The organism is Parendozoicomonas sp. 209JJ7-1 (genome assembly GCF_058147085.1).
Genome location: NZ_JBYVJU010000013.1, coordinates 96,813 through 122,526, shown reverse-complemented (window position 1 = coordinate 122,526; position 25,714 = coordinate 96,813). Strand labels below are relative to the sequence as shown.

At 50.7% G+C, this 25,714-nt stretch carries 22 protein-coding genes and 8 tRNA genes; 21 read left to right on the top strand and 9 right to left on the bottom strand.

Annotated features, from left to right (window positions below; genetic code table 11):
- Positions 1 to 89: 89 nt before the first annotated feature.
- Positions 90 to 212, top strand: coding sequence for a hypothetical protein (locus tag ACY2RQ_RS14075; protein WP_490113617.1), 123 nt, complete (start codon positions 90 to 92; stop codon positions 210 to 212).
- A gap of 73 nt (positions 213 to 285) precedes the next feature.
- Here the strand turns inward: ACY2RQ_RS14075 and ACY2RQ_RS14070 are convergent, their stop codons facing one another.
- The 4 genes from ACY2RQ_RS14070 to ACY2RQ_RS14055 form a co-directional block, all read right to left on the bottom strand.
- On the bottom strand, positions 286 to 768 hold the full coding sequence (locus tag ACY2RQ_RS14070) for a GNAT family N-acetyltransferase (RefSeq protein ID WP_490113616.1): 483 nt from the start codon (positions 766 to 768) through the stop codon (positions 286 to 288).
- 150 nt (positions 769 to 918) lie between these two features.
- Complete coding sequence (locus ACY2RQ_RS14065) at positions 919 to 1,125, bottom strand: DUF2970 domain-containing protein (protein ID WP_490113615.1); 207 nt, start codon at positions 1,123 to 1,125, stop codon at positions 919 to 921.
- 163 nt (positions 1,126 to 1,288) lie between these two features.
- Positions 1,289 to 2,824 carry a hypothetical protein gene (locus ACY2RQ_RS14060; RefSeq protein ID WP_490113614.1) on the bottom strand — a complete coding sequence of 512 codons (1,536 nt, stop codon included), beginning with the start codon at positions 2,822 to 2,824 and terminating at the stop codon, positions 1,289 to 1,291.
- Positions 2,825 to 2,966: 142 nt separating this feature from the next.
- Complete coding sequence (locus tag ACY2RQ_RS14055; RefSeq protein ID WP_490113613.1) at positions 2,967 to 4,946, bottom strand: cation:proton antiporter domain-containing protein; 1,980 nt, start codon at positions 4,944 to 4,946, stop codon at positions 2,967 to 2,969.
- Between the two features lie 214 nt (positions 4,947 to 5,160).
- Between ACY2RQ_RS14055 and cobT the strand changes: the two genes are divergently transcribed.
- Genes cobT through ACY2RQ_RS14040 form a run of 3 tightly spaced genes read left to right on the top strand, consistent with a single transcriptional unit; the run spans position 5,161 to position 8,273 of the window.
- A complete protein-coding gene (gene cobT, locus ACY2RQ_RS14050) occupies positions 5,161 to 6,471 on the top strand; it encodes a nicotinate-nucleotide--dimethylbenzimidazole phosphoribosyltransferase (protein WP_490113612.1) in 1,311 nt (436 codons plus the stop codon).
- 13 nt (positions 6,472 to 6,484) lie between these two features.
- On the top strand, positions 6,485 to 7,357 hold the full coding sequence (locus ACY2RQ_RS14045; RefSeq protein ID WP_490113611.1) for a cobalamin-binding protein: 873 nt from the start codon (positions 6,485 to 6,487) through the stop codon (positions 7,355 to 7,357).
- Positions 7,358 to 7,394: 37 nt separating this feature from the next.
- Positions 7,395 to 8,273 carry a cation diffusion facilitator family transporter gene (locus ACY2RQ_RS14040; RefSeq protein WP_490113610.1) on the top strand — a complete coding sequence of 293 codons (879 nt, stop codon included), beginning with the start codon at positions 7,395 to 7,397 and terminating at the stop codon, positions 8,271 to 8,273.
- A 27-nt stretch (positions 8,274 to 8,300) separates the two neighbouring features.
- Here the strand turns inward: ACY2RQ_RS14040 and ACY2RQ_RS14035 are convergent, their stop codons facing one another.
- Positions 8,301 to 8,585, bottom strand: a complete 285-nt coding sequence (locus ACY2RQ_RS14035) for a hypothetical protein (protein ID WP_490113609.1) — start codon at positions 8,583 to 8,585, stop codon at positions 8,301 to 8,303.
- A 296-nt stretch (positions 8,586 to 8,881) separates the two neighbouring features.
- Between ACY2RQ_RS14035 and bamJ the strand changes: the two genes are divergently transcribed.
- From bamJ to ACY2RQ_RS14000, 7 genes are all read left to right on the top strand, one after another.
- Positions 8,882 to 9,496, top strand: coding sequence for a BamJ family beta-barrel-assembly machinery protein (bamJ, locus tag ACY2RQ_RS14030; protein WP_490113608.1), 615 nt, complete (start codon positions 8,882 to 8,884; stop codon positions 9,494 to 9,496).
- Between the two features lie 216 nt (positions 9,497 to 9,712).
- Complete coding sequence (locus ACY2RQ_RS14025; protein ID WP_490113607.1) at positions 9,713 to 10,363, top strand: response regulator; 651 nt, start codon at positions 9,713 to 9,715, stop codon at positions 10,361 to 10,363.
- A gap of 191 nt (positions 10,364 to 10,554) precedes the next feature.
- On the top strand, positions 10,555 to 12,390 hold the full coding sequence (gene uvrC, locus ACY2RQ_RS14020) for an excinuclease ABC subunit UvrC (protein WP_490113606.1): 1,836 nt from the start codon (positions 10,555 to 10,557) through the stop codon (positions 12,388 to 12,390).
- A 183-nt stretch (positions 12,391 to 12,573) separates the two neighbouring features.
- Positions 12,574 to 13,146 (top strand): CDP-diacylglycerol--glycerol-3-phosphate 3-phosphatidyltransferase, encoded by a 573-nt coding sequence (gene pgsA, locus ACY2RQ_RS14015; protein WP_490113605.1) that lies wholly within the window; start codon positions 12,574 to 12,576, stop codon positions 13,144 to 13,146.
- A 111-nt stretch (positions 13,147 to 13,257) separates the two neighbouring features.
- Positions 13,258 to 13,333 (top strand) — tRNA-Gly (locus ACY2RQ_RS14010).
- Between the two features lie 39 nt (positions 13,334 to 13,372).
- Positions 13,373 to 13,446 (top strand) — tRNA-Cys (locus ACY2RQ_RS14005).
- A gap of 38 nt (positions 13,447 to 13,484) precedes the next feature.
- A tRNA-Leu gene (locus ACY2RQ_RS14000) sits at positions 13,485 to 13,571 on the top strand.
- Positions 13,572 to 13,586: 15 nt separating this feature from the next.
- Here the strand turns inward: ACY2RQ_RS14000 and ACY2RQ_RS13995 are convergent.
- Both ACY2RQ_RS13995 and yjjX read right to left on the bottom strand, forming a co-directional pair.
- Positions 13,587 to 14,060 carry a hypothetical protein gene (locus ACY2RQ_RS13995; protein ID WP_490113604.1) on the bottom strand — a complete coding sequence of 158 codons (474 nt, stop codon included), beginning with the start codon at positions 14,058 to 14,060 and terminating at the stop codon, positions 13,587 to 13,589.
- Positions 14,061 to 14,304: 244 nt separating this feature from the next.
- Complete coding sequence (yjjX, locus tag ACY2RQ_RS13990) at positions 14,305 to 14,835, bottom strand: inosine/xanthosine triphosphatase (protein WP_490113603.1); 531 nt, start codon at positions 14,833 to 14,835, stop codon at positions 14,305 to 14,307.
- Between the two features lie 198 nt (positions 14,836 to 15,033).
- Between yjjX and ACY2RQ_RS13985 the strand changes: the two genes are divergently transcribed.
- The 3 genes from ACY2RQ_RS13985 (at position 15,034) to cysS (ending at position 18,393) form a co-directional block, all read left to right on the top strand.
- Positions 15,034 to 15,156 (top strand): hypothetical protein, encoded by a 123-nt coding sequence (locus tag ACY2RQ_RS13985; protein ID WP_490113602.1) that lies wholly within the window; start codon positions 15,034 to 15,036, stop codon positions 15,154 to 15,156.
- A 100-nt stretch (positions 15,157 to 15,256) separates the two neighbouring features.
- A complete protein-coding gene (locus ACY2RQ_RS13980) occupies positions 15,257 to 16,966 on the top strand; it encodes a glutamine--tRNA ligase/YqeY domain fusion protein (RefSeq protein WP_490113601.1) in 1,710 nt (569 codons plus the stop codon).
- Between the two features lie 44 nt (positions 16,967 to 17,010).
- Positions 17,011 to 18,393: a cysteine--tRNA ligase gene (gene cysS, locus ACY2RQ_RS13975; protein WP_490113600.1), complete on the top strand. Its 1,383-nt coding sequence runs from the start codon at positions 17,011 to 17,013 to the stop codon at positions 18,391 to 18,393.
- 47 nt (positions 18,394 to 18,440) lie between these two features.
- Here the strand turns inward: cysS and ACY2RQ_RS13970 are convergent, their stop codons facing one another.
- Positions 18,441 to 20,147: a serine/threonine-protein kinase gene (locus ACY2RQ_RS13970; protein WP_490113599.1), complete on the bottom strand. Its 1,707-nt coding sequence runs from the start codon at positions 20,145 to 20,147 to the stop codon at positions 18,441 to 18,443.
- 90 nt (positions 20,148 to 20,237) lie between these two features.
- Entirely contained in the window at positions 20,238 to 22,025 is a 1,788-nt protein-coding gene (locus tag ACY2RQ_RS13965) for a serine/threonine-protein kinase (protein WP_490113598.1), read from the bottom strand.
- 346 nt (positions 22,026 to 22,371) lie between these two features.
- On the opposite strand from ACY2RQ_RS13965, the gene ACY2RQ_RS13960 reads away from it, so the two are divergent.
- From ACY2RQ_RS13960 to clpP, 7 genes are all read left to right on the top strand, one after another.
- Positions 22,372 to 22,448, top strand: a tRNA-Pro gene (locus tag ACY2RQ_RS13960).
- Positions 22,449 to 22,474: 26 nt separating this feature from the next.
- A tRNA-Arg gene (locus ACY2RQ_RS13955) sits at positions 22,475 to 22,551 on the top strand.
- Between the two features lie 163 nt (positions 22,552 to 22,714).
- Positions 22,715 to 22,790, top strand: a tRNA-His gene (locus tag ACY2RQ_RS13950).
- 44 nt (positions 22,791 to 22,834) lie between these two features.
- Positions 22,835 to 22,910: transfer RNA gene (locus ACY2RQ_RS13945), tRNA-His, on the top strand.
- A gap of 47 nt (positions 22,911 to 22,957) precedes the next feature.
- Positions 22,958 to 23,042 (top strand) — tRNA-Leu (locus ACY2RQ_RS13940).
- Positions 23,043 to 23,335: 293 nt separating this feature from the next.
- The gene (gene tig / locus ACY2RQ_RS13935; RefSeq protein WP_490113597.1) at positions 23,336 to 24,691 is read left to right on the top strand and encodes a trigger factor; all 1,356 of its coding nucleotides are present in this window, start codon (positions 23,336 to 23,338) and stop codon (positions 24,689 to 24,691) included.
- A gap of 82 nt (positions 24,692 to 24,773) precedes the next feature.
- Positions 24,774 to 25,421, top strand: a complete 648-nt coding sequence (clpP, locus tag ACY2RQ_RS13930) for an ATP-dependent Clp endopeptidase proteolytic subunit ClpP (protein WP_490113596.1) — start codon at positions 24,774 to 24,776, stop codon at positions 25,419 to 25,421.
- Positions 25,422 to 25,714 lie beyond the last annotated feature (293 nt).

Genomic DNA, 25,714 nt, shown 5'->3' with positions numbered 1-25,714 from the left:
AGGACTGGGGAAGGCACGTTAATCTGATTCAACAACAATAACAGTGATAAACAAAAATAATAAAAGTAAACATTACGAGGTGATTTGGTATGGAACAGAAATCGTTTAATGAAGAGCACGCAGGCCATGACAGCAAGGCTGACGCTCTGGCTGCTGTTGCCCTGATTGTTATGGCTGTGGCTATAGCGGTCTTCTGGGTTGCCGGGCAGTAATTTATTTCTGATGTGAAAAAGTCGGCTGCTGCCGACTTTTTGATTCCCCCGATTTTAGAATTCCACTAATTCCTCAGATAGTTTTCTGCCAGAACAGAGCCGAACCATTTTTATCGTCCAGCTTGTAGGGCTGAAAGCCATATTTTCGGTAAGCATGCTGCGCAGGGATATTTCCTTCAAGCACTTCTAAGGTGATTTTGCAGCACTGTCTGGCTTTGGCTTCTTCTTCAATTCTGGCCAGAAGCTTCTGTCCAATACCCTGGCTACGGAATTCCCAGGTAACGGCAATGTCATGGATATTGACCAGAGGCTTGCACTGGAACGTGGAAAATCCCTCAAAACAGTTACCAAGCCCCGCTGGCTGACCGTCCACATAACAGAGTACGGTAAAAGCGTGGGGGATTCTGGCCAGTGCCGGGACAAGATTGTTTTTCACCTGCTCTGACAGTGGCTCTGAGCCGCCCATCGGATCCCGGGCATAGCTGTCCAGCAGGAAGACAATATCCTCCGCGTGGCCGGGGTTGGTATAGTCAGCAAGAATGACAACAGTATTCATATGGAAATCCCTTATTCTTGTTTATTGATGGAGCCTGCTCCTGTTATCTGGGAGCTTTGTTCCATGGGAGCATTGTTATTACGGGAAAAGAAAGGCAGTTAAGGACAAGTTAAGGACAGTAGAATTGTCGGTTGCGCACAGTTTCTGTGTTCAGACCACAAGGTTCGCAATCACCAGAAGAATTACAACAAAGAGAACAGTGAAGATAATACCTGCGGCAACAAACTGCCCTGGACGGCCATGGGTGAAATCTTTCTGACGTTTGCTGTCACTCTGCACCCCAAAAGCCGCGGCAAGAGTGCTTTGGACAATGGAAAAAAAGCCGGGACTCTTATCGGGATCTGTTGTGGTTTTCATAGTTCCCTCTCTGCCAAGATAAAGACAACGCTGCCACTATAACGGCTTTTACCGTTTTATGCAGTCAGCGTGAGCTCTTTATTCTCTGGCCGGGCATTCAAGCCCGGTCAGAGACAGAAAGAAACATTAAGCAAGAGGTGATTTTAATAAGACCGCTGATCTGTCACTCCGCTATGTTCAGGGAGTCATTCTCTGCCCGTACAGGTTCAAACTTCAGGTGCAGAATCATATCGTCATCATTGGCGGGTTCAATCCGGCGCACGATATCCTCAATAATAGTGGTAAGAGCTGTGGATATGGTAACGGCATAGATACCGTCACGGAATTTATCTGAAAACTCGTTAACCAATGAACCATAGTCTTTGTTAATGCCGAACTGGCTGTACAGGCCGTGGCCAAACAGGGTGAGCAGGACAGAGCTGACAGCGGTAAATCCTGTGGTTTTTCCGGACTGGCCATAGATTTTCTGGAGAGTGCTTCTGCCCAGGCCAGTAGCGATTGACGCGCTGGTAAGTTTGGTCAGGCTGCCCGCCAGCAGTTTCAGTAAGATATAAGCTGTACCCTGGCTGGCCGGAGTCTTATAACTGCTGAGGAAATAGTACAGACCGCCGGCAGCGGGCAATGCGAAGCAGGAGACCAGCATGTTTGAGCTGGCATTTTTGATGGCTTCGTTATCTGTCCATTGTCCGATAAAGTCCTGAATAAACGGCGCAATGGCTCCATTAATACCAAAGACAGCTGCGTTACTGATTTTGCTGCGGAAATCCTTGGTGTTCTGGAAGGTTTCCGTCATCGTTGATGACAGCAAAGCATAAAGTCCACCTGTCCAGGCACCGGCGGCCATGGTTGTGAGAATTTTGCGACGCTCTGGGGGAAGGTCGGTAATCTGGTCAAATACCTTGCCAGTGGCTTCCCCCAGGAACAGGCCGGAGTTCTTGACCACCTGAGACTGGGCAAAGAAGCGGGTGGTATTGCCCATGGTCATATTGCTTCTGTCCTTGACCGATTCCAGTTGACCGACACCCAGCATCAAGACCGCGACTGCACCTTTGCTGGCCCATTCCGGAGCGATAACCCCTCCCGCATGGTGCTGCTCCAGCAGGTCGGCCATCACTTCACCCACCTGGTCTGCCAGGTTGTTGACCGTAGCAAGTACCAGATAGTGACCCAGGTTTACCTGGAAATGGTTGCCACGGATATCAGGTCTAACGTCTTCCGGCAAAGTGCCCAGGGCCAGGGCCGCGCCCCCAAAGGGTATCAGCAGGCGGGCCAGATGTTCCGTAGCTGAGCGACCGCTTTTCTTTTTTTGCCAATAGCCACTGAGATGGGTGCTGGATATTTGTGTGTCGGAAGAGGGTGGCTGAAACCTGTTGAGGTGGTCGGTGCTGCTCAGCCTGTGCAGGGGGACTGATGATGGTTCAGGGGTATCGGACAAGGTGATGTTGCCAATACGTCGTGCCAGGCCGTTGTTCGTATCTGACCGGAATGGTTGCCCCTTTTTACTGGATTTACCGGAAGGTGTTGCATTATCGGGGAAAGTGGTGAACTGCCCGGTGGAATCCTTGTACAGCACCAGGATTGTTGGCGTGGGTTCCGAAGAGTCCTGATAAGCCTGAATGGCCAAAGGCCACAATCCGAAGGAAAGTACAGCCAGCGTTTTCAGGGCTGAGTAAGATAGTGCACGGTAAAAGCCCGGCATTAGATACCCCCTGTTCAGATTTTTCTGATTATTGAAGGTTATTCATGGAGAAGAAAGGGTAGACCGGGGTATACGGCCCGCAAGGGCCAGATACAAAATGTTACGGTGGTGCTGATTTGGGAGGGTTGTTTCTGCCGGTTTGCTACTTGCCTTGCAGTAGCAGGCTTTCACACTGCTGCACCTGTTTCTGGGTACCTTTCAGCAAAAGCACATCGCCGATATTCAGGGTCAGCTCGGGTTGCAGGTTCAGGCGTTTTTCATCACGGGTGATGCGCTTAAGGCGAACGCCAGTCTGTTCCAGGTTGATATCCCCCAGAGGCCGGCCTACGGCCCAGGCTTTTTCTGGCAGTGTGACGCCGAGCAGCAGCTCGGCAGGATCGCCTTCTTTTGTATGCAGGGCTTCGGACTGGCCGAAGAAGAAACCATGGAGAATATCGTAATGCTCCCGGCGAACCGACTGGATGCGCTGGGCAATGGTGCGCTCGGGCTGACCCAGCATAGTCATCACATGGCTGACAATCAGCAGGCTGGATTCAAGTACCTCTGGCACAACTTCCGTGGCTCCTTCTTCTTTCAGAGTGTCCATCATTGAGTCGTCACGGGTTCTTACTAACACGGGAATATCTTTATTCACATCCCTGATGCCCTTCAGGGCTTCCCGTGCGGCCCTTGAGCTGTCTACGCAGATGGCCACCATCCTGGCCCGGTTCAGCCCCGCGGCCAGCAACAGTTCGGTGCGGCGACAGTCGCCGTAAAACACCGGTTCACCGGCTCGATTGGCTTCCCGAACGTGGATCGGGTCGTCATCTATGGCGATAAAAGGCATTTGGTCTTCACGGAGAAAGTGGCTGATGGCCTGGCCTACGCGGCCATAACCAAGAATCAGGATATGCTGTTCAACATCTTCTGCCTGCTGGCTGATCACATCGCTGGCATTGCGTGGTTCGCGCTCCTGTTTAGGGCCACAGATAAGATCCGCAATCAGGCCGCTGTAGCGGATCAGCAGGGGGGTGGCGGCCATGGAGACAATGGTCACCGAGAGAATAAAAGAAGCAGTCGATGGGGAAAGAAGGCTGTGCTGGCTGGCCAGAGCCACAAGGGCAAAACAGAATTCACCGCTTTGGGCCAGGGAGATACCGGTGCGGATAGCTGTCTTTTTCCCATGGTGAATAAAGCTGGCCAGCATGGTAATCATGGTGGCTTTGAACAGCAGCAGGCCACAGGCCGCCAGCAGAATCATCGGCCAGTTGGCGGCAAATAGCTGCAGGTCAAGCATCAATCCAATGGAGACAAAGAACAGTCCCAGCAGAATATCCCGGAACGGACGGATATCCGTTTCTATCTGGTGACGGTAATGGCTTTCCCCCAGCATCATCCCGGCCACAAACCCCCCCAGGGCCATGGAGAGATCCAGCAGATGGGTTAACCAGGCGGCCACCAGGCAGACCACAATGGCGCTGAGTACAAACAGTTCTTCGGATTTGGTGCGGGCAATCTCATGGAACATGCGAGGTAAAAGCCAGCGTCCGGCAAGCACCATAAAGGCGACAAAACCTATGCCTTTACCCAGGCTGATCAGCAGGGAATGGGTCAGGCTGGAAGCAGTAATGCCTGCCATGGCTGGAATCAGGATAAGGAACATAACTGCGGCGATATCCTGAAAAATCAGTGTTCCGATGGTCAGCTGGCCATGGGTAGAGCGAAGCTCATTGCGCCGGGACAGCTCCTTGGACACAATCGCCGTGGAGGACAGGGAGAGTCCCGCGGCCATAACCAGGGTGCCGCCGGGGGAGAAACCAAGCAGCAGTCCGCTGAAACCAATCAGTAGAGTGCAGATCATTACCTGCAGTCCACCAAGGCCAAATACAATGCGACGCATGGCCAGCACATTGGCCAGGGAGAACTCCAGCCCGAGGGAAAACAGCAGGAAGACCACGCCAATTTCCGCCAGCAGGGTAATATCAAAGCTGGTATCGATTATTCCTGTTGCCGTAGGGCCGAGGGCCAGTCCTACCATCAGGTAGGCCAGAGTGTCAGGGATATGCATGCGGTGGAACAGGGCGATAGCGAAGACAGAGACGGAAAAAATTATCAGCAGCTGGTTAAAAAAACCGAAATCCATGTCTACTGTCCCCTGAGAAGATTCTTATATAGTGTTGAAGATTTTTTTGCAGTTTTTTGTTTTCACACAGTATTTTACCCGGCTGACCGCTTTTGTGAACGACGTTGGCTAATTAATCTTCTGGTGCTCTTTACTGCTGCGTCACCATAGATAATGTTCTAACAAGCAAGTCTGCATATAGCTTAGCATTATGATAGAGAATGGATGCTGATTGATGAAGAAACTCTGTTTCCTGACCACTCCGGGATGTCATTTGTGTGACCAGGCCTGGACGCTGCTGGAGCGCATGGTTCCCGCCGAAGAGCTGGAAGCCAGCGTTGAGAGGGTGGATATCGCCCTGGATGATGCTCTGATTGAGCGTTACGGAACATCTATTCCGGTTTTGCAAAATAACAATGGAGAAGAGCTCCGCTGGCCATTCTCTTTCGCGGATATTCGCCTGTGGCTGGATGGCATGCCCGGGCAGCTGTCTTCAAACTGGCGGCAGGAACCATTTAAAAAACCGAACCCGGAGAGCTCCGCCGCAGTACGTGAACGTCAGGGGCAACTTATCAGGTTTCCTGGTTCCCTGGGGCAACTGGAGCAGGTTGTTGAGGTGTTGGCCGGCCTGCAGGGCACGGGTCATCCGGCGTTAGACCATGTTGCTATTGCCGTGTTTGCTGCGGATCATGGCATTGCAGCTTTGGGGACTTCTGCCTATCCCCAGGAGGTCACCACACAGATGGTGGCGAATGTTGTTAATGGCGGAGCAGCGATTTCAGTTCTGGCCCGGGAGCAGAGCTGCCGACTGGATATAATCGATATGGGCTTGCTTTCTTCTCCCCTGGGGTGGAAAGCCGTGATCGATTGTTCCGCAGGCCAGGGCAGTGACAATATGGCCGATGGGCCAGCCATGAGCCAGTCTCAACTTGAATGGTGCCTGGCTGCGGGGGCGGCCCATATTGACGGGCTGCTTGAGGATGGTCCTCTGAACCTGTTTATTGCAGGAGAAACAGGTATTGGCAACACCACCGCTGCTGCGGCTATCGGTTGTATGCTGACAGATACGTCCCCGGTCCGGATGACGGGGCGGGGCACAGGCATCAACGACCAGGGATTGACCTTCAAGCAGCAGATGATTGAGGAATCCTTGAAACGCCATAAACTCTCTGCGGCCCAGCCAGATCAGGTGTTGCGTTGCCTTGGTGGTTTTGAGATTGCGGCTATATGCGGAACCATGATCCGTTGCGCACAGAAAGGCGTTCCCGTGCTGGTGGATGGTTATATTGTCACGGCGGCTGCCCTTGTTGCTGTACGCATGCATCCGGAAGTGGCAGGCTGGTTGCTTTATTCCCACCAGTCCGAGGAGATTGGTCATGGACTATTGCTGGAAAACTTGGGGGTTACTCCTTTGTGTCGTTTGGGGTTAAGGCTGGGAGAGGGCAGTGGCGCTGCGGTTGTACTCCCTTTGCTGCGCATGGCCTGTGCTCTGCATAATCATATGCATACCTTTGCTGAAGCTGGAGTGGAAAACGGTGAGAGTTAGCCGAAACCTCCTCGTGACCTTATTTATGCCACTTCTGGTATTGACCGGTGTAGCCAGAGCCTCTATCACCGTAGAAGATTCTACGGGAAAAAAGGTGACGGTCAGCCGACCGCCAACCCGGATTATCAGCCTGTCCCCCCACGGAACGGAACTGATCTATAAAGCTGGCGGTGGTGACCGGCTGGTGGCGGTGATCACCGGCACGGATTACCCGAAAGCAGCCAGAAAGTTACCCAGGCTGGGTGGTTATAACTTTATCTCCCTGGAAGGGTTGTACTCCTTTAAGCCGGATCTGGTGCTGGCCTGGCCATCAGGCAATCCACCGGAATTGCTGAAGCAGTTAAAGCAATTAGGTATTCCGGTTTATAACTCTGAGCCGGGTGATGTGGAAGCTATTGCCAGGGATCTGCGTGCTTTGGGCAGGCTTGTGCGCAGTCCGGAGGGAGCGCGGCAGGCAAAAAAACTGCTGGCCGGGTGGAGCGAGTTAAAGGAAAAATATTCCCACAGGCGTCAGGTGGCTGTTTTTATACAGGTCTGGAACAATCCTTTGATGACTTTAAATGGCAAGCATATGGTGTCTTCTGTGTTCAGTGTTTGTGGTGCCCATAATGTGTTTGCCGACGCGCCGGTTCTGGTACCGCGAATCTCCCATGAAGATGTGATTGCCCGGCAGCCGGCCCTGATTATCGAAGGGGACCATCCTGGAAAAAAGGGCAGCGAAATTCTGTATAAAGAGTGGGAGAAGTTTTCCACCATTCCTGCCGTGCGCAATAAAGATGTATACACCATCGATGGCAGCCTGATTCTCAGGCAAACCCCGAGAATTCTCCAGGGAGCCTGGGAATTTTGTAAACTTGCGCAAAAGGTCCGTAGCCGAATAAGGTGAATAAGGATTCTGCAGACTGGCCACAGGGAGTGGATAAATGAAAAAGCAGTTAACAGAACAACAGAAGGCAACTCTTTTACGCCGGGCATCCCGGGCTTCGGTGGGTGTAGCGATTATCCTGATTTTCGCCAAGCTGCTGGCCTGGGGGATGACCGGATCGGTCAGTATCCTGGCCACTTTAATGGACTCTTTGCTGGATGCTTTTGCTTCGGTGATTAATCTGGTGGCCATCTCTATTGCTCTTAAGCCCGCAGATGATGACCACCATTTTGGTCATGGCAAGGCTGAGCAGCTGGCAGCCCTGGCCCAGTCTGCATTTATTTCCGGTTCCGGTCTGTTCCTGATTCTCCATGCCGTGGATAACCTGCGTTCCGGTGTTGTGATTGATAATGGCCAGATTGCTCTGGCGGTGATGGCTTTCTCCATGATTGTGACTCTGGCTCTGGTGATGTACCAGAATTATGTCGTACGTATGACCGGTTCCCTGGCCATTGAGACAGACTCCATGCATTACCGTATGGATCTGTTGACCAATCTGGGAGTTGTTATAGCTCTGGTGATTGTCGCTGCCGGTTATGCACTGGCAGATCCGATTATCGGTATTGGTATTGCGGTTTATATGATCTTCAGCGTGGGCAGTGTGGCCTGGAATGCGATCCAGATGCTGATGGACAAGGCTCTGGATCATAAGCAGGAGCAGAAAATCCGGGAACAGGTGCTGTCCATTGACGGGGTGATTGACCTCCATAACCTGCGAACCCGTATGTCCGGGATTAAGCCGATTATCCAGCTGGATCTTGATCTGGACGGCAAGCTGACCCTGGAAGAAGCCCATAGTCTGGGTAAAAAAGCCCAGGGTCAGCTGCTGAAACTTATGCCTGATGCGGATATTACTATCCATCTTGATCCTAACTGAGAGTCGGAGGGCGTTTCAAAAGACCTATTATTCAAAGTAGCCATGAATATCTTTTCCCAACATGACGGCAGACGTGGATATTGTATGATTTTTCTCTTCTCCAAAGAAAGTTTCCCACTCATAAAGCATTTCCTTTGGTGTTTTAGTCATAGTTCCTGAGAGCTCAAACTTGATTTCCGGGTGGAAATCTTTTCCTGATTCTGGTGCAGGTTCATCTAACACGGCTTTCTTTAGCTTAATATGCTGCTCACCTATCACCACACTTCCCACATCAAAGAAAACAGATTCAGCCTCATCATCTTTGATATCCAAATCCTTTTTCTTTAGAAAGAAGTGAGACAAATGAACATAAGCGAATCTGATTATTCGCCACAAAAGCCTCTCCATTATTGAAAACATGCGAGAACCTATTTAACCAGGGGCCGCCAAGATGTTTAATAGTCCCATTAAAAGAATTGCTGCCACGCCTTAGCCCAGTCTGCATGAAAACCATAGGCGAGCCAGTATTAACCGGGCCGGGGAATCGCCTCCAGCTGGCTTACCAGCTTGTATTTGCAGGGGGTTTCACGCAGACTGCTGCGCTTTAACCAATGGGAACAGTGCAGTTCATGTCTCAATACGAATCCATGGAACAGAAGGCCAGCTACGGTGTGGGTTGGCAGATGGGTGAGCAGCTGGCTCGCCAGATTTTTGAAGGTCTGGATATTGCTGCGGTACAGCAGGGGCTGGCGGATTACCTGAATGACCTGGAAATGGCTGTAGACCCTGAAGCTATCAATGAAGCTTTCCAGGTTGTGACCAAGAAGATGCAGGAAGCGGCTGAAACCCGTTCTGCGGATGTTATCGCCTCCGGTAAGGCTTTCCTGGAAGGTAATGCCGGTCGTGAAGGCGTGGCTGTGACCGAATCCGGCCTGCAGTACGAAGTGCTGACAAAAGGCGACGGTGATAAGGTTTCCAAAGAGAACACTGTACGTGTTCATTACCACGGTACCCTGATTGACGGTACTGTTTTTGACAGCTCATTAGCACGTAACCAGCCCGCAGAATTCCCGGTAACTGGTGTTATTCCTGGTTGGGTTGAAGCGCTGCAGCTGATGGTCGTGGGTGATAAATTCAAGCTGTTTATTCCCCATAATCTGGCTTATGGCGAAAACGGCGCGGGTTCTATTCCTCCTTTCTCCGTGCTGGTGTTTGAAGTAGAAGTTCTAGCTGTTGTTTCCTGATATTTGTGGCTGAAAAAAAGGCAGGTTAATCAACCTGTCTTTTACTTTGTTCTCTTTTATTTAACGCTGTTATTTCTTCTTAAAGCACAGATGTATGAAATTACACTCTGAACCTATGCGTACGGAGTGTGGTTTGATAGTGTGTATACAGATATACAAAATCTTTACAGGCAGGATGCCGCTAATTAATGACAACGTAATGGTCGGGAGTAGACTGTGTCCCGGATAAAAATATTAATAGCTGACGACCATAAGCTTGTTCGTTGCGGTCTGGCTCGCATGCTGACTGATGTTGAAGGTATCGAAGTAGTGGGGGAAGCCTGTTCCGGCGAAGAAGTGCAGGGTATCTGTCGTGCGCAGGAGGTGGATATTGTGCTGATGGACATCCGGATGCCGGGTATGGGTGGACTGGAGGCGACCCGTCGCTTAAATGCGTCCCGTCCGGAAACCAGAATTATTGCTCTTTCGAGCCTTGAGGACGCAGTGCATTCCCGCAAGATTCTTGAGGCTGGTGCTCGAGGCTATCTCACCAAGGGTGGGGATTACAAGGAGATGATTCAGGCTATCAAAGCCGTCTATGCCGGACAGCGTTATATCTGTACGGCGGTGGCTCAGGAGATGGCGGTTCAGTCGGTATCTAATGAAAATGCCGCCAATCCTTTTGAGGCTCTTTCTCCCCAGGAGTTTCAGGTGGCCAATATGGTGATTGATTGTTACAAGGTGTCTGATATTGCCGCCCATATGGGTATTGAAACCAAAACAGTGAATACCTACCGCTACCGGATTTTTGAAAAACTGGGAGTAAAAGGGGATGTGGGTTTAACCCGGCTGGCTGTTCAGCATGGTCTGGTTGATATTGTTGATTAAATAATATCAATCGCTGCCGGAGTTGATTCCATGACTGTTTGAAAAAGGTGCCTGAAAAGGCACCTTTTTTCTATCTGTTGATTATGGGTGGTTCCGATAGACTATGAATGTCCGTATTAGAACCTGTTGAGGTTTTATGATTACAGCTATCGGAGTACTCTCTCAATAGTTTTTACTTGGCCTTTTTCTCTATGTCGTTACCAGCCTCAGGCAGTACCTTTGACCATAAAGCCTTTCTTGCTACAGCATCCGATAAGCCGGGTGTTTACCAGATGCTGGGGAGTGATGGGCAAACCCTTTATGTGGGTAAAGCCAAGTCCCTGAAAAAACGACTAGCCAGCTACTTTCGCCCCCAGGGGCGCAGTTCGAAAACCTCGGCCATGGTGGCGAAAATTGCCGGGATTGAAACCATTGTCACCAGCAGTGAAGGTGAGGCTCTGATCCTTGAGCAGAACCTGATTAAGGCAAACCGGCCCCCCTACAATATCCTGCTTCGTGACGATAAGTCCTACCCCTATATTTTCCTTTCGGACGGCCCCTGGCCCCGGCTGGCATTGCACCGGGGCACTCGCCGTAAAAAAGGGCGTTATTTTGGCCCTTATCCCAGTTCCGGGGCTGCCCGGGAAAGCCTGGTGCTGTTGCAGAAAGTGTTTCGGGTGCGACAGTGTGAAGACAGCTACTTCCGTAATCGAACCCGCCCCTGTCTGCAGTACCAGATTAACCGTTGTAAAGGCCCCTGTGTGAATCTGGTGGAGAGTGAAGAGTACCAGCAGGATGTACAGGATTCCGTGGATTTTCTCGACGGTAAAAGTCAGGAACTGATTTATGACCTTATTCGCCGTATGGAGGCGGCATCAAAGCATCTGGAATTTGAAGAGGCGGCAAACTACAGAGACAGTGTTAACCACCTGCGCAAGGTTCAGGAAAAGCAAGTAATCGCGGTAGATTCCGGGGACGCAGATGTGTTCGGCATGGTGCAAGAACCTGGGGGTTGCTGTGTGCTGGTGATGTTTATCCGCCAGGGTCGGGTGTTGGGTACACGGCCCTTTTTCCCGAATTTTCCTTTGGATGCCAATCCGGCAGACAATCTGGAGAGTTTTTTGGGTCAGTTTTATATCAGCTTGTCTCAAAGTCGAGATTTCCCCCGGGATATTATTCTGCCCATGGTTGTTTCCGGGTACGAGGCATTAACCGATGCCATTCGTTCCGTATCTGGTAAAACGGTGACACTGCGCAGCCGGGTCCGTGGGGAACGGAAAAGCTGGCTGGATATGGCGGAGCGCAATGCCCGGCAGACCCTGCTTTCCCATTTGGCTGACCGTCGCAATATCTATGAGCGTTTTCTCTCTTTACAGCAGGCGCTCTCACTGGATGAACTGCCTGAACGTATCGAATGTTTCGATATCAGTCATACCATGGGTGAGGGCACAGTCGCCTCATGTGTGGTGTTTGGCCATGAAGGGGCGAGCAAGAGTGATTACCGGCGCTTTAATATTCGGGATATCACGCCCGGTGATGATTATGCAGCCATTGCTCAGGCGGTTGAGCGCAGATATTCCAGAGCGCTCCAGGAAGGCAGTGTGCTGCCTGATCTTGTGCTGATTGATGGTGGTGTGGGCCAGTTAAATAAAGCCAAAGAGGTGCTGAACAGTCTGCAGCTTGCCCATATGGCGGTATATGGGGTTGCCAAAGGGGAAACACGCAAACCGGGGCTTGAAGTGCTGATTGATGGCCATTCCGGCAAAGAGTATGCCCTGGATGCTTCCCTTGCGGGCCTGCATCTGGTGCAACAGGTGCGGGATGAATCCCACCGGTTTGCTATTACCGGGCATCGCCAGCGTCGTGACAAAAAACGCAGCCGCTCTGAGTTGGAAGATATTCCCGGCGTCGGTTCTAAACGCAGGGCGGCTCTGTTGTCATTTTTTGGTAGCTTGAAAAGTGTAAAAGAAGCTTCGGTGGATGAGCTGACCAAAGTACAAGGAATCAGCCGGCAGCTGGCCATGCAGATTCGGGACAATTTTTCTTAGAACCCGTTCACGATAAGATTATGAACAGGCTCTTAATGTAATGGTTGTTTAAATGCCTGCAAGTGCAGTCTCCTATGAACCTGGTTGCCGGCAATTATGCTATGACATCACACTCTGTGAGCTGATAGACTTACAGATACGGGCAGACTCCTGGCCCGGGATCAAGGATTTAAGTCGTAAATCATGAATATACCGAATACTTTAACCCTTCTTCGTCTGCTGCTGATCCCGGTGATTGTGGTTGTCCATTATCTCCCTTTCCAATGGACCTATATAGTGGCCGCTACTATTTTTATGGTGGCTTCGTTTACCGACTGGTTTGATGGTTATCTGGCCCGCAAACTGAACCAGACCACGCCTTTTGGTGCATTTCTGGATCCGGTGGCGGACAAGGTGATGGTGGCCGTAGCCCTGGCCATTTTGATTGAGAAATTCGACAGCCCCATGATGACTTTGCCCGGACTGATTATTATCAGCCGGGAAATTGTAATTTCCGCCCTGCGGGAATGGATGGCGGAACTGGGCAAGCGTACAAGCGTGGCTGTCAACTTTATTGGCAAGCTGAAAACGACTGCACAGATGGGTTCTATTACTCTGTTGCTGCTGGCCCGGGAGCTGGGGGAGGGGGTGGTAGGTATGGCGGGTCTGATTCTCCTGAATATCGCTGCGGTGTTGACTCTGTGGTCTATGTTTGTCTATCTGAAGGCAGCCTGGCCAGACCTGACACCTTTTAAAGATGATCGGGCAGAAAAATAAAACTCTTTATATATCAGCGTATTGACATATAAGCGCAGTTACATAGAATAGCTCGCATCTTCCAGGGCGGCACATTGATAAGCCAGCACTGAAAGCACGTTAAAAACAGTTGCGGGAATAGCTCAGTTGGTAGAGCACAACCTTGCCAAGGTTGGGGTCGCGAGTTCGAATCTCGTTTCCCGCTCCAAATTTACTGTATAAGATCGTTTATACAGAACAGTTTAAAGGCGAGTTAGCAAAGCGGTTATGCAGTGGACTGCAACTCCATTTAGACCGGTTCGACTCCGGTACTCGCCTCCAGATTCATCGCAGTGCCACCGCTGCGATATTTTTGTGTAGCCCGGGTGGTGAAATTGGTAGACACAACGGACTTAAAATCCGTCGATAGAAATATCGTGCCGGTTCGATTCCGGCTCCGGGCACCATCTTGATTCCTGCATTTATTCCCTGTTTTTATAGAACATGAATTCCTGGATAAAAAAACGGGTTCTTGCCATTATTCGCTGAATTGTCTGTTGAACCTGATTAATTTTCTTATCCAGCTCCTCTATATCCTGTTCTAATCCCCGCAGTTCCTGCGGTAATGCATCGACGTCTTCCTGCTCTAAATCCTCCTGAAGCTTTGAAAATTGCTGTCGTATTCTTTGGTAGCTTTGTAGTAACTGCTGGATTTGTTCAAACTCTGTCAGAGATTCTCGCAGCTGGTTTTTCCTGTCGTCTATAACCCGTTCTATATTCAGGAGTCGCGCTTCCGGCTCCTGATTGATCTCTTGTTCGTATAGTACTCCCAGTTCTTTATAAGCTTCAATTCGGCAGGGAAACTGTGTGTTTTTGGGAGCGTATATATCATGGGCGGTAGATAGTTCTGCTCCTAGAATGAAGGACTGTGCTGGTAGTAAATACCTATAGAACATGGGGTTCTGTTCTGTGGTGTAGAATGATGTTGCGGAGGCAGGCTGCCACTGTTGGGTATTGGTGATCGGGTAACCCATTCTTCAGGGATTTTAATCGGCTTCTGACAGTTTATGTCGAAACCAGAGGGACAGTAGAAAGTGGGCGGACATCACCCAGGTGAATAGGGTTATCTGTTTCCCTGTACGTAGAGGCAGAAGAGTCCTGCCCCCATGATGCGGGTCAAAAGAGAGGTGTTTTCCTGGTTTAATTTTGTTCCCGTGAGGGAAAGCGTTCCGGATTGAGAAAGGGAATCAATGCCAGAATCAAAGCCTGATGATAAACAGAAGAGCGGGTCAACAGGCTGCTGGTCAGCAGGCCGATAGCACCGCCTTTCTGCTTGGTGTTGGATGTGCCGAATTGTTCGTCCATAACATCCCCCAGTTCCTTGCCTTCAAAAATACCATCCAGAACCTTTGGAGGAAGGGGCAGGCTGGCGGAGCGGGCTTCTCCTGCACGGTTTTTATTCTGGACCACCATCCAGGCAAAGGTGTGATTGCCTTCAATACCGGCTTCCAGTCCTACCCAGTAATCGGCATCCGGTTTTTCTATGCGGGCGTTGGCAGCACGGTTGCGGGCACCGGCCAGGGTTTCCTGGTCAGTAAGGGGTTGGTCGGCTACTCCGCTGCTGACGGAAATACCAGAAATCTCTATCGGTTCAGCAAAGGCCTCGACAAAAGCACTTTCAACAGCGGCCAGTTTTGCGGGATTGGTTGAGGCAACAATAATCTGTTTCATGGATATTCTTTTTGGCTGAAGGCCGGTGTAACAGGCTTTCAGGGTGGATATTGTGGGGGAAAGCGTACTGTCTGCAATTGTACCTGTTCCGGGGAAAATGGTAATCTTGCCCCCTTGATTTTATCTCTCTTCCCTGCTTTTCAGGTCTGAAACCCTTCAGATTTCCTGGTTACAAGCAGTCACAAGGAATCTGTTTTTATGAAGCGCAAGGCGCTGGTCAGCCCGCTGGCGGCTGTATTTACGAGTGTGGTGGTTATAGGTGTATCCGGCTGTAGAAGCGTAAACCAGCCGGAGCAGCAACCGGTTCAGCAACAGAGCTGACCTCGGGTTCTGGTCCGAAGTAAACCTTGAGCCAGAGCTAGAATAAATGCAGGGGCGGCAAAGTGCCGGTCATTTCTCTACCAGACAGTTTTCCTGAATCATGAGTAATACTGAGAAATCTAATACGACTCCCAGAAATTTTCTGGAACAGATTATCGAAAAAGACCTGGCCGAAGGCCGGGTTGCTGACAATAAAATTGTTACCCGTTTTCCCCCGGAACCCAATGGTTTTCTTCATATCGGCCATGCTACATCTATTTGCCTGAACTTTGGCCTGGCGGAAACCTTTAATGGCGAGTGCAATCTGCGTTTTGACGATACCAATCCGGAGAAGGAAGAGCAGGTGTATGTGGATGCGATTAAAGAGGATGTCAAATGGCTGGGCTTTAACTGGTCCGGAAATGTGCGTTATGCCTCCAGCTATTTTGATCAGTTCTACGAGTGGGCTTTGCACCTGATTCGTGAAGGCAAAGCCTATGTGGATCACCAGGATGCGGAAACCATGCGTGAAAACCGGGGTAACTTTAACAAGCCCGGTGTAGCCAGTCCTGACCGCAGCAAGAGCGTGGAAGAAAACCTGGCGGAATTCAAAAAAATGCGCACCGGTGACTATGAAGAAGGTCAGGCCAGCCTGCGGGCCAGGATTGACCTGCAGAGCCCGAATATGAATATGCGTGACCCGGTGCTCTACCGGATTCGCAAAATGGCCCACCATCAGACAGGTGATAAGTGGTGCATCTATCCCAGCTATGATTTCGCCCATGGCCAGGAAGACGCTATTGAGGGTGTGACTCACTCCATCTGCACCCTGGAATTCCAGGATCACCGCCCCCTGTACGAATGGTTCCTGGAAAACCTGCCAGTACCGGCCAAACCGACTCAGTATGAGTTTGCCCGCACCAACCTGAACTATGTGGTGACCTCCAAACGTAAACTTAAGCGGCTGGTGGACGAACGGCTGGTGTCCGGCTGGGATGATCCCCGTATGCCTACTGTGTCCGGTATGCGTCGTCGTGGTTACACTCCGGCCTCCATTCGCAGGTTTGCGGAGATGGTGGGTGTCAGCCGCACCGATGGTATAGCCGATTTCTCCATGCTGGAGCATGCGATCCGTGATGACCTGAACACCAATGCCGGTCGCGCCATGGCAGTGTTGAATCCGCTGAAAGTGGTGATCACCAACCTGCCGGAGGGTGATGTGCAGGAGATGGCTGTACCGGTTCACCCGAACAAGCCGGAGATGGGCGAGCGTGCTCTGCCGTTTACCCGAGAGCTGTTCATCGACCGTGAAGACTTTAATGAGGACAACAGTCTGTCCCGCAAGAAGTTCAAGCGCCTGGTGACTGGAGAGTACATCCGTCTGCGGGGTACCTACGTAATCAAGCATGAAGACACGGTGAAGGACGACAGTGGCGAGATTACTGAAATCCGCTGCAGCTATGTGCCGGGTACCGTGGGTGAAAATCCGCCAGAAGGTATTCGTCCCCGTGGGGTGATTCACTGGGTATCCGCCACTTATGGCAAGAAGGCTGAACTGCGTATCTATGACCGGCTGTTCAATCATGAAGCACCAGACCGTGGTGATGAAGATTTTATCAGCCATATCAATCCGGACTCTCTGAAAGTGACCGAAGCCTGGGTAGAGCCGTCTCTGACCACAGCCGCACCGGAACAGGGTTTCCAGTTTGAGCGTGAAGGATACTTTGTTGCTGATCGTTATGATCACAGCAGCGACAGCCCGGTTTTTAACCTGACTATCGGCCTGAAAGACACTTGGTCTTCAAAAGCGGCCGCCAAAGCAGGCAATTGAAAACAGGCAAGTTAGAGCCGGAAACGAATTAAAGGGCATTCTACGTGTTACAGATTTACAATAGCCTGTCCCGTAAAAAGGAAGAGTTTAAGCCGCTGGATGGCAACAACGTCCGTATGTACGTCTGTGGGAATACAGTGTACGACCACAGCCATCTTGGCCATGCCAGCACCATGGTGGCCTTTGACGTAGTGGCCCGGTATCTGCGTGCCAGGGGTTACAACCTGACTTACGTGCGCAATATCACCGATATCGATGACAAGATCATTCATCGTGCGGCTGAGAATGGTGAAGACTACACCGAACTGACCAAACGCATGATCGACTCCATGGACGAAGATGCTGCCGCTCTGGGGATTCAGAAGCCGGACGAAGAGCCTCGTGCCACCCAGCATATCGACGGAATGCTGGAGATGATCGGCGGCTTGATTGATAAGGGCTACGCCTATGCTCCCGGCAATGGCGATGTCTACTATCGGGTTCGCAGGTTTGAAGGTTACGGCAAGCTGTCCGGCAAGGTGCTGGAAGAGCTGGAGTCCGGTGCCCGTATCGCCGTGGACGAAGCCAAGGAAGACGCCCTGGACTTCGTGCTCTGGAAAGGTGCCAAAGAGGGCGAGCCCAGCTGGGAATCGCCCTGGGGCAAAGGCCGCCCCGGTTGGCATATTGAGTGCTCGGTGATGTGCAAAAGCTGCCTGGGCGATACATTCGATATTCATGGCGGTGGTCCTGACCTGCCGTTCCCGCACCATGAGAACGAAATTGCCCAGTCGGAAGCCGCAAACGGTGTCGAGTTTGCCCGTTACTGGCTGCATTCCGGAGCCCTGCGCATGGGAAAGGAAAAGATGTCCAAATCTCTGGGTAACTTCTTTACCGTGAAAGAGGTGCTGGAAAACTATCCGGCGGAAGTCGTGCGCTATCTGCTGATTTCCAGCCACTATCGCAGCCATACCAATTATTCCGAGGAGTCTCTGAAGGAAGCGGGTGTGCGCCTGGAGCGTCTGTACACTGCCTTTAAGGGCCTGGATTTGTCGGGTGTGGAAGCTGCTGAAAACTCTGAGTTTGAGCAGCGCTTCTTTAAAGCCATGGACGATGATTTTAATACTCCGGAAGCTCTGGCCGCCCTGTTTGAGCTGGTGCGTAAGCTCAATACCGAGCGTGTTGAGAATGAACAGGCAGCTCTGCCTCTGGCGGCGCTGCTGGTGAAGCTGGGTGGCGTGCTGGGTATTTTGCAGGATAATCCCGAGTCCTTCCTGAAATCCGGCAGTGATGTGGATGAAGCCTGGATTGAAAAGATGATTGCCAAACGTAAGGCGGCCAAGAAGGCCAAGGACTTTGCGGAGGCGGACCGTGTGCGGGAAGAACTGGCGGAGAAAGGCGTTATCCTTCAGGACTCCCGTGAAGGAACAACCTGGCGTATTGAGCGTTAAGACAGTTTATGCTGGCTATGAAAATGGCACCCTTACCGGTGCCATTTTTATTTGCGCGGTCGCCAGGGGGAACTCATTGGCCATGGATGCTGGATCAAGTCTGAGGCTGGTGGCCGTCGCTCCGGAACAGGGTCGCAGCAGAGGTCAATAAACTCTATAGCGTTCTCTGACGGGTTGCATCGCTGCAAAAATCTCTGCTTCTCTGCAGGGCTGCCAATCTCATCAACCCTGGTAGGTTTTGCCCTGCGCTTTCTGGTTATGTCGATAAGTGTTCCCGGATATGGATTTTCATGTGTCTGGGCGACCAGCGCTACAGCACCCAGGCTCCAGATATCCGCTTTCTTCCCATCGTAGGCAGTCCCTCCTGCTCTCGGTAGTTGGAGAATTTCAGGAGCACTGTATATGGGGTTTCCACAAGGCTTTGTATTTGGTTTCTCTGGCGTGCAATAACCGGAAAAACCAAAGTCTACTAAAACCACATTGACAGGCTGTTTCCCTTTGAGCTCAACCATTATATTGTCGGGCTTCAGATCCCGATGAACAAAATTCAGACTATGCATATAGTCAAGTCCTTCAAGAGCCTGGGCGATGGTTTCTGCTGCTGTCTGTTCATCAAAGTGACTCCTGGTCTTTGGGCTTTGTAATAGTTGCTGCAGGGAAAATCCCGGCACAACTTCCAGGGCCAGACGCAGTCTGGTGGAATTGTCTTCCGTATATGACAGGGCGTAGCCCAGGGCTTTGACGATATGGGGATTGTGAAGAACTGAGAGTATGCAGGTTTCGCGGCATAGTGCAGAAAAATCTATGAGCCAGTTTGGGTCTGTGGTTTTTATTGCAGCCTTTACCGCACGTTGATTAGTGGCATCGGACGGGTCTTTGATGATCGTTATGCCGCCAAAAGCGCCTCCTGTTTTTTTTATCTGTCGCCATTGCCGAATATCATCAGTCCTGGGCAGATTAATGCGGTCAAAATTTTCTGGCGACAGGTATTCCCGGTCTTCCAGGGGAAAAGGGTAGCTGGGCTGTATTTTCACTGGGGCTTCATTTGCCGTTTGCTCTTCGTCCTTTCGGGCAGTCTTTCCAGGAAAGGTTTGTGGTTTGCCAGAATCTGCGGTTGTGTTATTAAGCCAGGCATATTGGTTTGTGTCAGGAATGGGCTGCCAGCTGGTATTGGCCGCAGGTTGCAGAACAAAACCCTGTTGCCCGGAGAAAAGGTATTCCGACAAAATAAATTGTGGTGATGATTCGTCCTTGCCTGTCTGCAAAACGACTTGGTCATAGGGGGCAGGGGTCAGGTTAAGGGTATGGGGTGATGTCAGGTTTGATGTTTGTTCTGGTGAATTGAAAATCAATATAAAGAGTTCGGCAGAAATAGAAGAAAGAGACCGGGCATCCTGTGAGCTGGTGATCGGGATATCCTGCAGCCACAAAAGGTAGGTTTCGTTATTATGGGGAGAAGCCAGGGCACGGAAAAGGGAGTTCTCTGGTGTAATAAAAAGTTCCTGGACATCTTCAGGCAGTATTTTTTTGAATGTATGCCCGGGGTTTATTTTAAAGTGCTCATCGACCGGAACAAATGTAAGGGTGCGCCAGGGTTGCTCTAACAGGGTGGTTGAGATCAGCTGGGATGGAAACTCGCTGATGCCCTCTGTTGTCAGCATCAGCAGAAACTGCGCTCCCGAAACGGGCATTGCAGTAAGAATTGCCACCCAGACTAAATATATAAAGAAGCCTGCAGGCCTGTTTTTTGTCATGGTGAACAGCCCCTGGTTTTTATCGTGGCTCTATCTGTTGCGTGCGCTCCTGCAAAATAGATGAATATCGGCGGTCGGAAAAGGCTGCCTTTACTGTTTGGGTCTTCTGTGGAGCCAGGAGTGGAGTAATATTTCCTGGCTGCTGATACGGTCTTCCGGATACTGCTGGTTGCACTGTTCAATCAATTGAATGGCCGCTTCCGATATAAATTGTGCGCGTAGTTTTCGAGATGCTCTGCGTGTACCTATTTCCGGTAGGTTTTCCCGGTTAAACCGTCTTTGTTGAACCAATGCCTTTAGTTGTTCGGGGATGTCAGAATCGTAGTCCGGATATGGGCTTTCCTGCAGAAGAAGTGAAAACATCAGTGCGCCCAGACCCCAGATATCGGTAGCCATGATATCAATGGGTCTGGTGCTTTGGGTGAACAGTTCTGGGGCTGCATAGTCTGGAGAACCTTTGCTGGAAAGAACTGGGAAGTCCCTGTGCTTGTAAGTAATAAAACCAAAATCTCCCAGTTTTATACTGTGTATTTTAAAAGGATTCAGTGAATACCGGATCAGGACGTTCTCTGGCTTGATATCCCTGTGGGCAAAGCCCTTTGAGTGGATATGAGCCACGGCCTGAGCCAGTTGGTAAATAATAAATCTCGCATCGTCTTCGCTCAACCGTTTGCCCAGCTCTATCAACTGCTCAACTAGGTTAACAAGGTCACCGTTTTTCATATGTTCAAGCACCAGGCCAAGCTTGGGGGTTCCACCCTGCTGGCTGTGGAAATAACCGAAGCTCTGGATAATGTTGGGGTGCTTTAATAGCTCAAGAGCCAGAATTTCACGGATCAGGGTTTGCACGAAAGGGTTGTCATTCAGATGCAAGGAGGATGGGAGGCTGGCTGTTTTGACGACGTAGCTTCGTCCAGTGATTTTGTCTCTCATAATCAGAACATTGTTGCGATCCTCTTGTTCCCCGGTTTCAACAAGGGCTGATTCCGTTTGCAGATGCTGCGAGGCGGTCTTTCTAACCTTTGCAAGGCTCAGGGCTTCAATGGGAACAATCATATTTTCATCTGGCGGGAAGAATCCTTTTTCAATAGCGCCCCCGGTGCGAGAGGCTTTTTTTATTGTTGCGTGCGCTCCTGAAAGTACTGTTCTGGGTCGCGGTCTGGGTGTAGCTACAGGTGGGGTTGTATGATGTGAGGGGTATCCATGGGCTTGCTGTGATGAGACAGGTTGCGGTGAGGCTGGTTGAGATGAAAGTGTCAGAGCTGCCAGCTGTCCTGCAAGTTCATCCGTGCTTACTTTTGAAGGAGTGGTTGACAGGGTGAAGCCATGGGGCTGCCCGGCAGAGTTTTGTTGAAGAAGGAAGAAGTGGGCTATGCCTCCTTCCTGTTCCGCAATGGAAATAATAAGATCATTGCCTCCAAAGTCCGTTTTCTCCAGATTTGTGCATTGCCTTTGTGTGGTCGGGAGATCTCCTGGCATGGCGCTGATGATCCTGCCTGCCAGGTGGCCCATCTCCAGAGGAGTGAAAGCCGGGGAAGCTGCGGAATTGCAGTTCTTTATGACCCATGCTGCATAGGAGGTGGTTTTGTCCCGGGACTGCCCCGTGGAAATTGTGTTTCCTTGGTTTGTGTGCCAGGGGAGCCAGTTTATATGGTCGGGAATAAGGTCAGGAGCTGCTTTTTCCGCCTCTTCATCATCGCTGAATATGTAGACATTGATTCTGGACCAGCATTGCTCAAGGAATGTTTGGTGAATCTGTATTTCCCTGTCTGGCTTGTCTTTTCTTGCGACAACAAGACAGGTTGCGCCCTGACAGTATGTGCTTGAGGAAAGCAGCGCCCCTAGAAAAAGTATGTAAACAGGATGTGCGATTTTCACGTTTTGGTCTGTTCTATGGTTTTTTCGTGAGTCCATAAAAGTAGAAGAAATTATGGGAAAGGGAGGCGGTCTGATTTTTCAGGCCGCTCGTTTACCGCTGGCGTTAGTTGTTTTTTATAGAAAAGATAAGCGAGAATTGTTGGATAACTTCGTTTCGCTAGAGATGGTGGTTTTGACTATCATTGTTTGAATCAACACAGCTTGACAACACAGCTTGACAACACAGTGAGATAACTGAATAATGCGTCTCGTTCGCTGCCAACCAACTGATCTTCAACGGAAAACACAGGTTTCGAAGTTGAAGAATATTATTCGGAAGGGTTGAAAGGGTGAGCAGTTAATGAATCGGGGTATAGCGCAGTCTGGTAGCGCGCCTGCTTTGGGAGCAGGATGTCGGGAGTTCGAATCTCTCTACCCCGACCATTTTTGAGTCCTTGTCAGGTTTTCGGGCGCCCGTAGCTCAGCTGGATAGAGCAATGGCCTTCTAAGCCATCGGTCGCAGGTTCGAATCCTGCCGGGCGTGCCATTTCCGGATGCATTTCCTGATATTTAAGTTTTCCTCTTATCTGTAAAGATAAGAGTGTTCTATGCTTTTTCGGGTTCTTCCTGGCAGGGTGCTTGTAAGTTTTGGCTGTTTAGGTAATATGCCGGCCTGTCGGATCTGTTAGGGTTCGGTGTAAGAAATTGTGGTGGACGTAGCTCAGTTGGTAGAGCCCAGGATTGTGACTCCTGTGGTCGAGGGTTCGATCCCCTTCGTCCACCCCACCTTTCTTTACGATTAAAGAAGTGCATTCAAAAGTTTTGTTATGGTGGATGTAGCTCAGTTGGTAGAGCCCAGGATTGTGACTCCTGTGGTCGAGGGTTCGATCCCCTTCATCCACCCCATTTTCAAGAAAGATTGTTGGAAGAGTCCTTTTTTTATTTCTGGCTATGCGGATGTGGTGGAATTGGTAGACACGCTGGTTTTAGGTACCAGTGCCGAGAGGCGTGAGAGTTCGAGTCTCTCCATCCGCACCATACAATTGAATGCAAGGGGATAAGCGTGCTTATCCCCTTTTTTCGTACGTTAAAACTGGCCTTTTGGTTTGTGTTACACAAAAAACAACCAGTTCAAACCCTCCGTGCCGTGGGTATTGCAGGGGAATCGGTTGAAAATCACTATGCAAACTGAGCAGTATGGTCTATTGCCCTGTTCTGTGCGGCTTGGGAATCTGATACCCTGTTGCACTTTTCTGTACTAGGGTCCGCAAAAAGCGGGTCTGTTTCTGAAGCAGATGCTCGTTGCAACATTTGGTTTATGAGGATTAACCATGCAAGTCTCACTTGAAACGACTTCCGGCCTCGAGCGCCGTTTAACCATCACGGTACCTGCCGAAACCGTAGACTCCAAGGTCGACGACCGTCTGAAGGATATGGGTAAGCAGGTTAAGCTGGACGGTTTCCGTCCGGGTAAGGTGCCGACTAAGGTGGTTAAAAAGCGCTATGGTCAGAGTGTACGCCAGGAAGTCCTGGGTGAGGTGATGCAGTCTTCCTACATGGAAGCTGTTATCAAGGAAGAACTGCACCCCGCAGGCGCTCCTAAAATCGAACCCCAAACCTTTGAAGAAGGCAGCGATCTGGTCTTTGTTGCTGTCCTGGAAGTTTATCCCGACATTGAACTGGGCGACCTCTCCAAAATTTCCGTAGAAAAGCCTGTGGCTGAAGTTTCTGATGAAGATATCAGCACCATGCTGGAAACCCTGCGTGAACAGAGCAAGACCTTTGAAGATGCGGAAGAAGGCGCTGCCGCTGAAACCGGTGACCAGGTAACCATTGATTTCAAGGGCACCGTAGAGGGCGAAGCCTTTGACGGCGGTTCAGCTGAAGAGCAGCCCCTGGTGCTGGGTTCCGGTCGCATGATCCCTGGTTTTGAAGACGGCATCGCCGGCATGAAGGCCGGTGAAGAGAAAGACGTCAACGTGACCTTCCCTGAAGACTATCAGGCCGAAAACCTGAAGGGTAAGGACGCTGTCTTTGCTATCACTGTGAAGAAGGTGCAGAAGTCTGTACTGCCCGAGCTGGATGCCGAGTTCTTTGAGCGCTATGGCGTTAAAGATGGTGATCTGGATGCCTTCCGTGCGGAAGTCTCCAGGAACATGAACCGTGAGCTGACCCAGGCGGTTAAGAACAAGGTTAAGAATCAGGTGATGGACGGTCTGCTGGATATTCACACTGTTGAATTGCCCGGTGCCCTGATCGATCAGGAGATTGAGCGTCTGAAGGAGCAGGCTGTACAGCGTTTTGCCAGTCAGGGTATGCAGGGTCTGGACGCCGGCAGTCTGCCCGGTGAAATGTTCAAGGATGAAGCTGAGAAGCGTGTTCGTCTGGGCCTGATCGTCGGAGAAATTGTTAAGGCGAAAGAGCTGAAGGCCGATGAGGATCGTGTTCGTGCCATGATTGAAGAGATCGCTTCTGCGTACCAGGAGCCTCAGCAGGTTATTGACTGGTACTATGGTAACGAGCAGCAGCTGAGTCAGGTTCAGTATGTTGTACTCGAAGAACAGGTGGTAGATACTATTCTGGAAGCAGCCCAGGTGACTGAAAAAGCCTGTGGTTACGAAGAAGCTATCAAGCCGGCCCCGGCCAAAAACGAAGAGGGTGTCGAAGAGGAAGCAGCTGAAGCCTGATCCGGGCTTTTGTTATTCCCACGGCCCCTGAACGGGATGTCGCCAAGCGGCATCCCAGACTGACAAGGAGCCATTCAAGGACATGTCCCAATTTATCGATTACCGTGCTTCCGACATTACCGCCAATGGACTGGTGCCGATGGTCGTTGAACAGACTGCACGCGGTGAGCGTTCCTATGATATCTATTCTCGTTTGCTCAAGGAACGGGTGATATTTCTGGTTGGTCAGGTTGAAGACCATATGGCTAATCTGGTCGTCGCCCAAATGCTGTTCCTCGAAGCAGAGAATCCGGACAAAGACATTCACCTCTACATCAACTCGCCGGGTGGTTCCGTAACAGCCGGTATGGCTATTTACGACACCATGCAGTTTATCAAGCCAAATGTCTGCACCTACTGCATTGGTCAGGCCGCCAGTATGGGTGCTCTTTTGCTGGCAGCGGGTGAGAACGGCAAACGTTTCTGTCTGCCCCATTCCCGGGTGATGATTCACCAGCCCCTTGGTGGCTTCCAGGGTCAGGCGTCGGATATTGAAATCCATGCCCGCGAGATCCTGACCATCAAGGATAAGCTTAACAAGGTACTGGCCCACCACACGGGACAACCTCTTGAGGTAGTTGAGCAGGATACTGACCGGGATAACTTCCTGGCCGCTGAAGATGCTGTGAAATATGGCCTGGTTGACAAGGTTATGGATCGTCGCGCCCAGAGTGACAGTGAAGAGAAGTAACTGTGGCTGAAATCTGCCCGAAGGCGGTGTCGGGCAGATTTTCTTTTACTTATACCGGGAATCGGGGCTATTCTCCGAATCTCTCCAAATCTGGCGAATATCAGGTGTCGGCTTTTGGGTGAATTCCAGGTGTGCTGTCAGTTACCTTGGGAATCGGACTTCAGGGGCGAATCCGGATACAAGGTTAAACTTGAAAAATTGCTGTAAAAGCAGCATCTTGTCTCTATAGAAAAGTAAACATTCTCAGGAATAAACGTGGCACCCCTTCCTAAAAGGTATTAAAAAAGCTGCGT

What these genes read in the sequence shown, in the direction of transcription:
- ACY2RQ_RS14055 (WP_490113613.1), bottom strand. Translation starts at nt 4,946, where the DNA reads ATGGATTTCGGTTTTTTTAACCAGCTGCTGATAATTTTTTCCGTCTCT.
- ACY2RQ_RS14075 (WP_490113617.1), top strand. Translation starts at nt 90, where the DNA reads ATGGAACAGAAATCGTTTAATGAAGAGCACGCAGGCCATGACAGCAAG.
- ACY2RQ_RS13980 (WP_490113601.1), top strand. Translation starts at nt 15,257, where the DNA reads ATGAGTAATACTGAGAAATCTAATACGACTCCCAGAAATTTTCTGGAA.
- ACY2RQ_RS14040 (WP_490113610.1), top strand. Translation starts at nt 7,395, where the DNA reads ATGAAAAAGCAGTTAACAGAACAACAGAAGGCAACTCTTTTACGCCGG.
- tig (WP_490113597.1), top strand. Translation starts at nt 23,336, where the DNA reads ATGCAAGTCTCACTTGAAACGACTTCCGGCCTCGAGCGCCGTTTAACC.
- yjjX (WP_490113603.1), bottom strand. Translation starts at nt 14,835, where the DNA reads ATGAAACAGATTATTGTTGCCTCAACCAATCCCGCAAAACTGGCCGCT.
- ACY2RQ_RS14065 (WP_490113615.1), bottom strand. Translation starts at nt 1,125, where the DNA reads ATGAAAACCACAACAGATCCCGATAAGAGTCCCGGCTTTTTTTCCATT.
- clpP (WP_490113596.1), top strand. Translation starts at nt 24,774, where the DNA reads ATGTCCCAATTTATCGATTACCGTGCTTCCGACATTACCGCCAATGGA.
- ACY2RQ_RS13995 (WP_490113604.1), bottom strand. Translation starts at nt 14,060, where the DNA reads ATGTTCTATAGGTATTTACTACCAGCACAGTCCTTCATTCTAGGAGCA.
- pgsA (WP_490113605.1), top strand. Translation starts at nt 12,574, where the DNA reads ATGAATATACCGAATACTTTAACCCTTCTTCGTCTGCTGCTGATCCCG.
- cobT (WP_490113612.1), top strand. Translation starts at nt 5,161, where the DNA reads ATGAAGAAACTCTGTTTCCTGACCACTCCGGGATGTCATTTGTGTGAC.
- ACY2RQ_RS14060 (WP_490113614.1), bottom strand. Translation starts at nt 2,824, where the DNA reads ATGCCGGGCTTTTACCGTGCACTATCTTACTCAGCCCTGAAAACGCTG.
- uvrC (WP_490113606.1), top strand. Translation starts at nt 10,555, where the DNA reads ATGTCGTTACCAGCCTCAGGCAGTACCTTTGACCATAAAGCCTTTCTT.
- bamJ (WP_490113608.1), top strand. Translation starts at nt 8,882, where the DNA reads ATGTCTCAATACGAATCCATGGAACAGAAGGCCAGCTACGGTGTGGGT.
- ACY2RQ_RS13970 (WP_490113599.1), bottom strand. Translation starts at nt 20,147, where the DNA reads ATGACAAAAAACAGGCCTGCAGGCTTCTTTATATATTTAGTCTGGGTG.
- ACY2RQ_RS14070 (WP_490113616.1), bottom strand. Translation starts at nt 768, where the DNA reads ATGAATACTGTTGTCATTCTTGCTGACTATACCAACCCCGGCCACGCG.
- ACY2RQ_RS13985 (WP_490113602.1), top strand. Translation starts at nt 15,034, where the DNA reads ATGAAGCGCAAGGCGCTGGTCAGCCCGCTGGCGGCTGTATTTACGAGT.